The following is an 11,667-nucleotide window of genomic DNA, read 5'->3' as shown; positions in this document are numbered from 1 at the left end:
ACGGTCTTTTGTCGTGCTTATACAGCCTGGTTCCAAGCGATTTGAAAGTGCGGCCGGGACTCGTCTTGGCGCTCTCGGGCACATCATTTTGTGCCCAGAAGGTGCTCTGTACCAGCGGGTGCCACCGCCGTTGCACAAGCGCCTTGGCCTGACGTTTCCTGGGGTCGCCGCGAACAAGCCTCGCTTGAATTGCGCCCTTTAACGCCGGGATGGCGGCAACGGGACGCCTATAGTCGTGATGAGGACTCGGGAAGTCAATTAGATGTGTTACCGCCTTGTTACGCCGCGAGTGTTACCGCCGTTACTGATCCGTTTCAGCGCTCAGGCCAGGCGTTCCAGGCCGACAAATGGGCAGGCATCGAGCAGTGCCTTGAGGGTGCGCCCATCGGCCAGCCGCAACTCGGCAGGGGCCAGTTCTGCCAGGGGATAGAGGACAAAGGGGCGGGCGTGCATGTGGTAATGAGGCACCTTGAGACGGGGTTCGTCGAGCAGGCGGTCACCGAACAGGAGGATGTCCAGGTCCAGGGTACGCGGCCCCCAGCGTTCATTGCGCTCGCGCCCCTGCTGGTTTTCGATTGCTTGCAGGGCATCGAGCAGCACCAGGGGTTCGAGGTTGCTGTCCAGCGCCGCCACAGCATTGGTGTAGCGCGGTTGGCCGGGAAGCAGGGAGTCGCTTTGATAGAAAGCCGAGACGCCGCGCAGTTGGCTGGCGGGCAACTGCGCCAGGGCTTCGATGGCGCTGCGCAGTTGCTCTTCGGGGGCCGCCAGGTTGCTGCCCAGGCCAATGTAGATTCGTTCCATCCACTATTCGCCCGAAGCGTTGGAGCCGCCGACACGCTTGCGCTTGGCGCCGCTGCTGCGCCGACGTTTGCGAGGGGCGCCGCTGGCGTCTTCCTTGCCGCTCAGTTCGCGGATCATGTCCCGGCGTTCGGCATCGTTGGCGTCCTGGTAATCGGTCCACCATTCACCCAGGCCATCGGTCTGCTCGCCGGCGCTTTCCCGCAGCAGCAGGAAGTCGTAGCCGGCACGGAAACGCGGGTTATCCAGCAGCAGGTCGGCGCGCTTGCCGCTGCGGCGTGGCAAGCGCTCTTGCATGTCCCAGATCTCGCGGATCGGCATGGTGAAGCGCTTGGGAATGGCAATGCGCTGGCACTGCTCGGCGATCAGCTCGTGAGCCGCTTCCTGCATGGCCGGGATCGGCGGCATGCCACGTTCCTGCAGGCGCAGCACCCGTGCCGGCAGGGCGGGCCAGAGCAGGGCGGCGAACAGGAAGGCCGGGGTCACCGGTTTGTTCTGCTTGATCCGCAAGTCGGTGTTGATCAGCGCTTCGCTGATCAGCGTGTGGGTGTAGGTCGGGTTGTATTCCAGGGCTTCGGCGCTGGCCGGGAACAACGGATCGAACAGTTGCAGGTCCACCAGCATTTCGAAGGTGTCGGCGGCGTAGCCGGAGAGGAACAGCTTGAGCACTTCCTCGAACAGGCGCGCCGAGGGGATCTCCCGCAGCATGGGCGCCAGCTCACGGATCGGCGTCGCGGTGTGCTTTTCGATACCGAAGTTCAGCTTTGCGGCGAAGCGCACGGCCCGCAGCATCCGCACCGGGTCTTCCTGATAGCGCTGGCGAGGATCGCCGATCAGGCGGATCAGGTTGTTGCGAATGTCATGTACGCCATTGGCGTAGTCGAGGATGCGCTCACTGACCGGATCGTAGTACAGGGCGTTGATGGTGAAGTCACGGCGTTGCGCGTCTTCTTCCAGGGTGCCGTAGACGTTGTCCCGCAGGATTCGCCCGCTTTCGTTGCGGGAGGATTGGTTGCTGTCCTCCTCGTCGTCGTTTTGCGGGTGGTTGGCGCGGAAGGTCGCGACCTCGATGATTTCGCGACCGAAGTGAATGTGCACCAGCTTGAAACGACGGCCAATGATCCGCGCGTTACGAAACTCGGCCTTGACCTGTTCCGGTGTGGCGCTGGTGGCGACGTCGAAATCCTTGGGGGTGATGTTGAGCAGCATGTCGCGCACGCAGCCACCCACCAGGTACGCCTGGTAGCCGGCGTTCTGCAGGCGCTCGACGATATTCACCGCATACCGGCTGAATTGGGCACGTTGCAGCGAATGTTGGCTGCTATTGAGCACTTCAGGGGTGCTGCGTTGGTGTTGCGTACGACGCAAGGGAGAACGGAATGACTGGAACAGCTTCTTCAGCATGGGATGCACTGTTTGAAGGAATGTTCGGCCAAAACGAAGAATGACCGCATGATGGGCCGGGATTCTAGCATTTAGTCGAAGGATGGTGTAGGAAGCTGCCGCGACTTGTGTAGGTCTGACCAAAGCTCCGTGCTACCAGGGCAGTGTGGGTTTTGTCGGGGGAAATACGAATTGCAGAAACCACAAGGGGAGCCGAAGCTCCCCCAGAATAGTTGCGTGCTCTATTTTTATTATTGGTTTTGGGCTTCTTGTTTTTGTTGATCGCCCTTGGTCACCTGGTTTACCCAGTGTGACGCTCCCAATCGGGAGCCAAGAGCAAACGGATTGCTTTGATCGCTGAGTTGCAATGACCTTTCGATCCAACCAGTTCAGGCTCTGCCTTAGGGCAGTTTTTGTTGTTCTCGGCCTGGTTGCGGGGCAAGCCCCAAATACAACGCCTCTCCAAAAGAATCAGTTAGCTGCGCCTCCGCCGTGTTGTTTTTATTGTGCGTGAGTCGATTCGTCTTATTTTTATTGTCTTGTGCATTGCTTGTTATTGTTCTTGTACCAAACATGTAGCAGTTGCCGTGCCAACTTTTGTGAGCCCCAGTAAAACAAGGGGTTAGGGGTCTCTGGCGCTATTATTCAGACGAAAAAAAGCCGGGGCTTCGTTACCTTTAGCCCCGGCTTTTGTTACGTCCAATGATGCGGGTAACAGTTTTTTTCATTTTGTCGAATGTCACCCGCACATTCGACAGCCTCGGTTCAGCTTTCGCTGGCGACCCCGCTCTTGCGCCGCGGGATGCCCAGGCGCTGGCGCCGCTCCCACAGGCATTTGCGGCTGACCCCAAGCTTGCGTGCCAGCTCGGTTTCGGTCATGTGGTCCTGGTGCTCCAGAACGAAATGCTGGAAGTAGTCTTCCAGGGACAGGTCTTCGGTGGGTTCGTGGCTGGTGTTACCCGGCTGTGGCGCCAGGCCGACGAAGTCGTCGTCTTCCAGGTCGCTCAATTCGATATCGATACCCAGCAAGTCAGCTGAAATCTCCGGGCTTTCGCACAGGATGACTGCACGCTCGACCGCGTTCTCCAGTTCACGCACGTTCCCCGGCCAGGAGTAATGACGGATCGCTTGTTCGGCGTCGGCGGCGAATCTCAGGTCCGAACGACCGATGCGCGCACTCTGTCGAGCGAGGAAGGCGTTGGCGATTTCATTGACGTCGGCACCCCGCTCGCGCAGGGCAGGCAGTTTCAAGGCGATCACGTGCAGGCGGTAGTAAAGGTCTTCGCGGAACTGGCCGATTTTCGACAGGCTCTTCAGGTCGCGGTGAGTCGCCGCTATCAGGCGCACGTCGACTTTTTGCGACTGCACCGAACCTACCCGGCGGATTTCGCCTTCTTGCAGCACGCGCAGCAGGCGGGCCTGGGCTTCCAGCGGCAGTTCGCCGATTTCGTCGAGGAAGAGTGTGCCGCCGTCCGCCGCTTCCACCAGGCCAGCACGACCGGCACTGGCGCCGGTGAATGCACCTTTCTCGTGGCCGAACAGTTCGGATTCGATCAGGGTTTCCGGGATGGCGGCGCAGTTCACCGAGATCATCGGCGCCTTGGCGCGCTTGGACAGATTGTGCAGCGCCCGGGCCACCAGCTCTTTGCCGGTGCCGGATTCGCCCTGGATCAGGACATTGGAGTCCGTCGGCGCGACCTTGCGGATCTTGCTGTACATGTCCTGCATGGGCGGACAGGAGCCGATGATGCCGATTTCTCCGTTGCTGTTACCGGCAATGGCCTTGTCCGCCGCGGCCCCGGCCTTGCTCGCTGGGCGATCTGGCGCGGCGTTCTCGGCGCTTTGCCGATCGCGAAGGATTCGCGCCACGGCTTGGAGCATTTCATCGTGGTCGAAAGGCTTGGCGATGTAGTCCACCGCGCCCATCTTCATCGAGTCCACGGCCGAGCGCAGGCTGGCGTAGCTGGTCATGATCAGCACCGGAGTGCCCTGGCCGAGCTTGATCAGTTCGGTACCCGGGGCGCCTGGCAGGCGCAGGTCACTGACGATCAGATCGAACGTGGGGATGCTGAAGCGTTCCTGGGCTTCCTGCACTGAGCCGGCTTCGCTGACCTGATACTGGTTGCGTTCCAACAGGCGGCGCAGGGCGGAGCGGATAATGGTTTCGTCTTCGACGATCAGAATATGCGGCATTGATTCAATTCTCTCGACGGTCTCAGTTCACAGCGGACGTCGCTTCGACATGGCGCGGCAAGGTTACCCGAATACGGGTGCCGCGCTGGCTTTGTAGATCGGCCGGGCTGTCGATGGTGATTTGTCCATAATGCTCTTCAACGATGGAATAGACCAGTGCAAGGCCCAGTCCGGTGCCTTCTCCAGGGTCCTTGGTGGTGAAAAACGGTTCGAACAGCCGGTCCATGATGTTCTTGGGAATGCCGCTGCCTTCGTCCTCCACGATCAGGTCGACCGTGTGCTCGAAAGCCTCGCTCTTGACGCGTACCGCGCTGCCGGGTGGGGAGGCGTCGCGGGCGTTGGAAAGCAGGTTGATCAACACCTGGGCGAGGCGCTGAGGATCGCCATCGACCCAGTGGTCGGGATCGCACAGATTGAAGAACTGCACTTCGAAATTGCGTCGATTCAGGGCCAGCAGGCCAATGGCGTCCTGAGCGACTTCGGCCAGGCACACGGCTTCGTCGTTGTGCTGGTGGCTGCCGGCGTGGGCAAAGCTCATCAACGACTGCACGATGCGCGAGATGCGTTTGGTCTGTTCGAGAATCTGCTCGCTGATTTCCGTCAGTTCGCCGTCCTCCTCGCGCTCTTCCCGCAGGTTCTGCGCCAGGCAGGCAATACCGGTGATCGGGTTGCCGATCTCGTGAGCGACCCCGGCGGCCAGGCGCCCGATGCTGGCCAGGCGTTCGGAGTGCACCAGTTTGTCTTCCAGGGTCTGGGTTTCGGTCAGATCCTCCACCAGCAGCACCAGGCCGCTGTTGCCCGGTGCCAGAGGCTCGTCGATGGCCGCCTTGTGCAGGTTCAGCCAGCGGGTCTGGCCATCGAGGGCCAGGTGCTGCTTGTGCAAGTGTTCGTCCGGCAGATTGATGAAGCCTTGCAGCAAATCCTTCCATGGGTTGGCGATGGTGCTCAGGCGCGAGCCCACCACATGCTGCGCGGGAATGCCGGTCAGCTCCTCCATGGCCTTGTTCCACATCAGGATTTCCTGGTCCTTGGCCAGGGAGCAGACGCCCATCGGCAGTTCCTGCAGGGTTTGCCGGTGGTAGCGACGCAGGGCATCGAGTTCGGCGGCCAGGCCGGTCAGGCGCGAGTGGTAGTCCTCCAGCCGGCTTTCGATGAAGTGGATATCCTCGGTGACGTAGTTTTCTCCGCCGGCCTTGTAGGGCAGGAAGGTTTCTACCATGTCCTGGGCAACACTGGGGCCCATCAGGCCCGAGAGGTTGGCCTCGATGCGGTCACGCAGGCGCCGCAAGGCGTAAGGCCGACGCTCGTCGAAGGGCAGATAGAGGTCGCGCAGGGCCTGCTCCACTTCCTTTTGCGCGGCCTTCGCTCCCAGCGGCTTGGCCAGTTGAGTGGCGAATTCCTGGGGCGAGGCGGCATGCAGTTCCCGTCGTTGCGGGCGACGCACGTTGTCCACGGCACAGGCTTCGGCGGCGCTGGCTTCCTCGCTGCTGGCGTTGGTGAACAGCGAGATCAGAGTGAACATCAGCACGTTGGCGGCCAGCGAGGCGATGGCCGCCATGTGCCAGCTGGTGTCGTCGAGGACGTAGATCATGTTCAGCAGCGGGATATAGAAACCCTGCAGGTTGCCGATCAACGGCAGCAGCATGGTCACCAGCCACACCAGGATCCCGGCCAGCAGCCCGGCGATGAAACCACGCCGGTTGGCGGTCGGCCAGTACAGCACCGACAGTACGCCCGGCAGAAATTGCAGGGTGGCGACGAAGGCGACGATTCCCAGGTTGGCCAGGTCCTGCTCGGCCCCCAGCAGCAGATAGAAGGCGTAGCCGGCCATGATGATGGCGACGATCAGGGCGCGGCGGGTCCATTTCAGCCAGCGATAGATGTTGCCTTCCGCCGGTGGCTGATAGAGCGGCAGCACCAGATGGTTCAGGGCCATCCCCGACAAGGCCAGGGTGGTGACGATGATCAGGCCACTGGCGGCGGAAAGGCCGCCGACATAGGCCAGCAGGGCCAGGGCCGGGCTGTTGGCGGCAATGCCGATGCCCAGGGTGAAGTATTCCGGATTGGTGGTGGCGCCGAGCTTGAGTCCGGCCCAGAGAATCAGCGGTACCGCCAGGCTCATCAGCAGCAGGAACAGCGGCAGGCCCCAGCTGGCGCTGACCAGGGCGCGGGGGTTGAGGTTTTCGGTAAAGGTCATGTGGTACATGTGCGGCATGACGATGGCCGAGGCGAAGAACACCAGCAGCAGAGTGCGCCACGGCCCCTCTTGCAGGGGCGTATGCAGCGCGGCCAGGGCGGTCTGGTTCTGCAGCAGCCAGAGCTCCAGCTGTTGCGGCCCATCGAAAACCCCGTACAGCGCATAGAGGCCGACGCCGCCGATGGCGATCAGCTTGATCACCGATTCGAAGGCAATGGCGAACACCAGGCCTTCATGTTTTTCCCGGGTCGCAATGTGCCTGGAACCGAAGAAAATCGTGAACAGGGTGATCAGCGCGCAGAAGCTCAGTGCTACGCGATGCTGCACCGGCTCATGGGTGAGGATGCCGATGGAGTCGGCCACCGCCTGGATCTGCAGGGCCAGTAGGGGCAGGACCCCCACCAGCATGAAAATGGTGGTCAGGGCGCCGGCCCAGGTACTGCGAAATCGGAAGGCGAACAGATCCGCCAGGGATGACAGCTGGTAGGTACGGGTGATCTTGAGGATCGGATAGAGCAGCACCGGCGCCAGCAGGAAGGCCCCGGACACCCCCAGGTAACTGGAGAGAAAGCCGTAGCCGTATTGATAGGCCAGGCCCACTGTGCCGTAGAAGGCCCAGGCACTGGCATAGACTCCAAGCGACAGGGTGTAGGTCAGTGGGTGGCGAATGATCGAACGCGGGATCATGCCGCGCTCACTGATCCAGGCCACCCCGAACAGCACCAGCAAGTAGGCGGCGCTGATCAGGATCATCTGGGTCAGGCTAAAGCTCATCGGCATCTTTTTGGCTCTGCAGGATGAAGGTCACGACGATCAGAATCAGCCAGAGCAGATACGGGCGATACCAGGCGCCAGTAGCATCGATCCACCAATCCATGATGGCGGGGGAAAACAGATAGATCCCCACTACCAGGAGCAGGACCAAGCGATAGATGTACATCTCGGCCTCTCTTTATTGTCTGCGTGCCCGAAAACGTGCGGCGATGGTAACGGATGGGCGCCAAGCTGCAAGGGGCGTCAGCTCAATTGCGCTTCCGGCACGCTTGGCGTGCGGGGAATCAAGCCGGCATCCCAGTGCACGATGCCCCAGCGCATGATCTCTGCCACGCTGGCATAGGCCAGTTCGCTTGGCGGTTTCTGCCCCAGGGCCCGCAGCGCCCGCAACAGCAAGGGCGGCGCCTGGTCCTCGGGCAGTGGCGGCGAGCGGTAGGACTTGCCCAGTTTGTGGCCGTCCGGCTGAGTGATCAGCGGCACATGCAGGTAACGCGGCTGGTGCAGCCCCAGCAATTCCTGCAAGTACAACTGACGCGGTGTGGAGTCCAGCAGGTCCGAACCGCGGACGATATCGGTGATGCCTTGCCACGCATCATCCAGCACCACGGCCAGTTGATAAGCATAGAGGCCATCCCGGCGCTGGATCACGAAGTCCCCCACATCCCGGCCCAGGTGCTGGCGGTACTCGCCCTGGACCCGGTCGGTGAAACGGTACTCCAGCTCCGGCACGCGCAGGCGGATCGCTGCATGCTCTCGGGCATGGCCGAGGTTGCGACACAGGCCCGGGTAGATGCCGTGGTAGGGCTCCAGTTGTTTGCGTGAACAGGTGCAGGCATAAGCCAGGCCCTGGTTGAACAAGCGGTTGAGCACCTCGGCATAGGCCGCGTGGCGGTCGCTTTGACGGATCATGTCACCGTCCCATTCGAAGCCGTAGCTTTCCAGGGCCTTGAGGATCGCCGCCTGGGCGCCGGGCTCTTCCCGGGGCGGGTCGAGGTCTTCCATGCGCACCAGCCAGCGGCCGCCGGCGGCGCGGGCATCAAGATAGGAGGCAAGCGCGGCAACCAGAGAGCCGAAATGCAGATAGCCGCTGGGGGTGGGGGCGAAGCGCCCGATGTACGCGGAGGATGTGGAGGCAGTCATGAAGGGCGACGATGTTCCGGGGGATCGCTTTCGCGAGCGAGCTCGCTCCTGCAGGGCGGCGGAAACGAAAACGGAGCGTAGGTACGCTCCGTTTCAGGCTCAGTCGGCGATTATTTGCCGACCTGCTTTTCCTTGATTTCCGCCAGGGTCTTGCAGTCGACGCACATGTCGGCGGTTGGGCGGGCTTCCAGACGGCGAATGCCAATCTCGACGCCACAGGATTCACACCAGCCGTATTCTTCGTCTTCGATCAGTTGCAGGGTCTTGTCGATCTTCTTGATCAACTTGCGCTCGCGATCACGGGCACGCAGTTCAAGGCTGAACTCTTCTTCCTGGCTGGCACGGTCAGCCGGATCGGGGAAGTTGGCCGCTTCGTCTTTCATGTGATCAACAGTGCGGTCGACTTCCTGCATCAAGTCCTGTTTCCACTTGTTCAGGATCTTGGTGAAGTGTTCGCGCATGGGCTTGCCCATGTACTCTTCGCCCGCAGTTTCAACATAAGGTTCAAAACCGCTGATCGATTGAATCTGTTGCTTTGCTTGGGTGGGCATGAATGGACCGCCTCTACTCTTGTAATCCATTGCGCAGGATTGCTCCATCTCCGACACTTGCCGGCCCTGCGGCTGCAAGCGGGCGAACTTACCAGATCAAACCAGAGCGCGCTACTCCCGGTTGTCGAGCCTATGTCGTGTATCGCCCATGGATACGGGAAAAGTCTGACACGGCCCGTTGAACGGTTCGTTCAATCATTGATTTTAGTCAAATCTGCGGGTTCTGTTGGCGCCGGTTGGCTAAGGTAGCAGACCGCGTGAACGGCTCCGGGTTCTCCCTGGCTTCTATGGATGGGTAGAATCGGACTTTTTGCTTCCCCACCTTGTAATGAAGGAAGGCTAATGGCTCTGCCCTACAGTGCGCGCAGTCGCGCTATCGAACCTTTCCATGTCATGGCCCTGCTGGCTCGCGCCAATGAACTGCAAGCGGCGGGACACGATGTGATTCACCTGGAGATCGGCGAGCCGGACTTCACCACCGCCGAACCGATCATCAAGGCCGGGCAGGCCGCGCTGAGTGCCGGCAAGACCCGCTACACCGCGGCCCGGGGCATTCCCGAGCTGCGCGGAGCCATCTCCGGGTTCTACCAGCAGCGCTATGGCCTGGACATCGACCCCGAGCGGATCATGATTACCCCCGGAGGCTCCGGTGCCCTGTTGTTGGCCAGCAGCCTGTTGGTCGACCCGGGCAAGCACTGGCTGCTGGCAGACCCGGGTTATCCGTGCAACCGGCATTTTTTGCGCCTGGTGGAAGGCGCCGCGCAACTGGTGCCGGTAGGTCCGGATGTGCGTTATCAACTGACTCCGGATCTGGTGGAACGCTATTGGGATCAGGACAGTGTCGGAGCCCTGGTGGCGTCTCCGGCGAACCCCACCGGGACCGTTCTCAGTCGTGATGAGCTGGCGGGCCTGTCCGCGGCGGTCAAGGCGCGCAATGGGCATCTGGTGGTGGATGAGATCTATCACGGCCTGACCTACGGCACGGACGCTGACAGTGTTCTGGAAGTCGATGACAGTGCGTTTGTCCTGAACAGTTTTTCCAAGTATTTCGGCATGACCGGCTGGCGCCTGGGGTGGCTGGTGGCACCGCCGGCGGCTGTGGGCGAGCTGGAGAAGCTGGCGCAGAACCTCTACATCAGTGCGCCCAGCATGGCCCAGTACGCGGCCCTGGCCTGTTTCGAGCCGCAAACCATCAGCTTGCTGGAGGAGCGTCGCGCCGAGTTCGGACGCCGCCGGGACTTTCTGCTTCCGGCCTTGCGCGAACTGGGCTTCGGTATCGCCGTGGAGCCGGAAGGGGCGTTCTACCTGTATGCCGACATCAGCGCCTTTGGCGGGGATGCCTTTGCCTTCTGTCGACACTTCCTGGAAACCGAGCACCTGGCCTTCACTCCGGGTCTGGATTTTGGACGTCATCAGGCCGGTCATCATGTGCGCTTTGCCTACACCCAGAACCTGGCGCGCCTGCAAGAGGCCGTGGCGCGCATTGCCCGTGGCCTGCAGAGCTGGCAAGGCTGATGCGCTTCGATCCAGCCCTGGAGCAAGGGCGTCTGCTGCGGCGTTACAAGCGTTTTCTGGCGGACATCGAAACCGCTACGGGCGAGTTGCTGACCATCCACTGTCCCAATACCGGCTCGATGTTCAATTGCATGGTCGAGGGCGGGCAGGTGTGGTTCAGCCGCTCCAATGATCCCAAGCGCAAGCTGCCGGGCACCTGGGAAATCAGTGAAACCCCGCAGGGGCGACTGGCCTGCGTCAACACCGGACGGGCCAATGGGCTGGTCGAGGAGGCGCTGCGCGCCGGGCTGATCAGCGAGTTGGAAGGCTTTACCGGCCTCAAGCGCGAGGTGCCCTATGGGCAGGAGAACAGCCGCATCGACTTTCGCCTGGATTACCCTCATGGCCCGGCCTATGTCGAGGTCAAGAGTGTCACCCTGGGATTCGATGGTTCGCCAGTGGCGGCGTTTCCCGATGCGGTGACCCAGCGCGGTGCCAAGCACTTGCGTGAGCTGGCGAGCCTGGCCCGGGAGGGGGTACGGGCCGTGTTGCTGTACTGCGTCAATCTGTCGGGCATCGAAGCCGTGCGTCCGGCCGAGGAGATTGATCCGGGTTATGCCGCCGCATTGCGCGAAGCGGTGGCCGCCGGGGTTGAGGTACTGGCATACGGCGTGCGCCTGACCGCGCAGGAAGTCTGTATCGACCGGCGCCTCGACGTGCGGTTGCAGGGCTAGATATCGATCCAGATCCCCCGGCTGTCTTCCCGGCAGTCGATGACCTGCAGAAACTGGCCGGCGCAAGGGCCGGCCACGCACTCGCCGCTTTCAATCAGAAACAGTGCGCCGTGGGTGGCGCACTGGATCAGGCTGGCGCTGGGGTCGAGAAACTGCTCGGGCTGCCACTCCAGGGGAACGCCACGGTGCGGGCAGCGGTTGGCATAAACGTAAGCCTGGCCTGCTCGACGCACGGCAAACAGCTTTAAGCCTTCCAACTGGAAACCGCGGCTGCCGGCCTCGGCCAGTTCACTCCCGGCGCAAAGAAATTTCATGGCTATCCTCTTGGTCCTAAGGCTCTGGGTCCTGGCTGTCACAGCTCTTGGCTGACGGCAGGATGAAACATGTCGGCGCTTGACGGCTA

At 61.7% G+C, this 11,667-nt stretch carries 10 protein-coding genes; 2 read left to right on the top strand and 8 right to left on the bottom strand.

Annotated elements, in window-relative coordinates; all coding sequences use genetic code 11:
• Positions 1 to 321 precede the first annotated feature (321 nt).
• The 7 genes from folK to dksA all read right to left on the bottom strand — a co-directional run bounded on the left by folK (position 322) and on the right by dksA (position 9,036).
• Positions 322 to 801: a 2-amino-4-hydroxy-6-hydroxymethyldihydropteridine diphosphokinase gene (folK, locus tag DNK59_RS29660; protein ID WP_110725611.1), complete on the bottom strand. Its 480-nt coding sequence runs from the start codon at positions 799 to 801 to the stop codon at positions 322 to 324.
• A 3-nt stretch (positions 802 to 804) separates the two neighbouring features.
• Positions 805 to 2,202 carry a polynucleotide adenylyltransferase PcnB gene (locus DNK59_RS29655; protein ID WP_092310027.1) on the bottom strand — a complete coding sequence of 466 codons (1,398 nt, stop codon included), beginning with the start codon at positions 2,200 to 2,202 and terminating at the stop codon, positions 805 to 807.
• Positions 2,203 to 2,946: 744 nt separating this feature from the next.
• A complete protein-coding gene (locus DNK59_RS29650; RefSeq protein ID WP_092310030.1) occupies positions 2,947 to 4,374 on the bottom strand; it encodes a sigma-54 dependent transcriptional regulator in 1,428 nt (475 codons plus the stop codon).
• Positions 4,375 to 4,396: 22 nt separating this feature from the next.
• Positions 4,397 to 7,351 (bottom strand): sensor histidine kinase, encoded by a 2,955-nt coding sequence (locus DNK59_RS29645; RefSeq protein ID WP_161799193.1) that lies wholly within the window; start codon positions 7,349 to 7,351, stop codon positions 4,397 to 4,399.
• A complete protein-coding gene (locus DNK59_RS29640) occupies positions 7,335 to 7,511 on the bottom strand; it encodes a hypothetical protein (protein WP_003176118.1) in 177 nt (58 codons plus the stop codon). The genes DNK59_RS29645 and DNK59_RS29640 overlap by 17 nt, the downstream gene beginning before the upstream one ends.
• A 77-nt stretch (positions 7,512 to 7,588) precedes the next feature.
• Positions 7,589 to 8,485: a tRNA glutamyl-Q(34) synthetase GluQRS gene (gene gluQRS, locus DNK59_RS29635; RefSeq protein WP_110725610.1), complete on the bottom strand. Its 897-nt coding sequence runs from the start codon at positions 8,483 to 8,485 to the stop codon at positions 7,589 to 7,591.
• A 110-nt stretch (positions 8,486 to 8,595) separates the two neighbouring features.
• Positions 8,596 to 9,036 carry an RNA polymerase-binding protein DksA gene (gene dksA, locus DNK59_RS29630; protein WP_011063504.1) on the bottom strand — a complete coding sequence of 147 codons (441 nt, stop codon included), beginning with the start codon at positions 9,034 to 9,036 and terminating at the stop codon, positions 8,596 to 8,598.
• Positions 9,037 to 9,378: 342 nt separating this feature from the next.
• On the opposite strand from dksA, the gene DNK59_RS29625 reads away from it, so the two are divergent.
• On the top strand, positions 9,379 to 10,551 hold the full coding sequence (locus DNK59_RS29625) for a pyridoxal phosphate-dependent aminotransferase (RefSeq protein WP_110725609.1): 1,173 nt from the start codon (positions 9,379 to 9,381) through the stop codon (positions 10,549 to 10,551).
• Complete coding sequence (sfsA, locus tag DNK59_RS29620; protein WP_092310039.1) at positions 10,551 to 11,264, top strand: DNA/RNA nuclease SfsA; 714 nt, start codon at positions 10,551 to 10,553, stop codon at positions 11,262 to 11,264. Before DNK59_RS29625 ends, sfsA begins: the two co-directional genes overlap by 1 nt.
• Here the strand turns inward: sfsA and DNK59_RS29615 are convergent.
• Positions 11,261 to 11,578, bottom strand: a complete 318-nt coding sequence (locus DNK59_RS29615; protein WP_110725608.1) for a Rieske (2Fe-2S) protein — start codon at positions 11,576 to 11,578, stop codon at positions 11,261 to 11,263. The two genes, sfsA and DNK59_RS29615, sit on opposite strands and share 4 nt — an antisense overlap.
• Positions 11,579 to 11,667 lie beyond the last annotated feature (89 nt).

The organism is Pseudomonas sp. TKO26, from assembly GCF_003225665.1.
Taxonomy (GTDB): domain Bacteria; phylum Pseudomonadota; class Gammaproteobacteria; order Pseudomonadales; family Pseudomonadaceae; genus Aquipseudomonas; species Aquipseudomonas saponiphila.
This window is presented reverse-complemented; position numbering and strand designations above follow the sequence as displayed.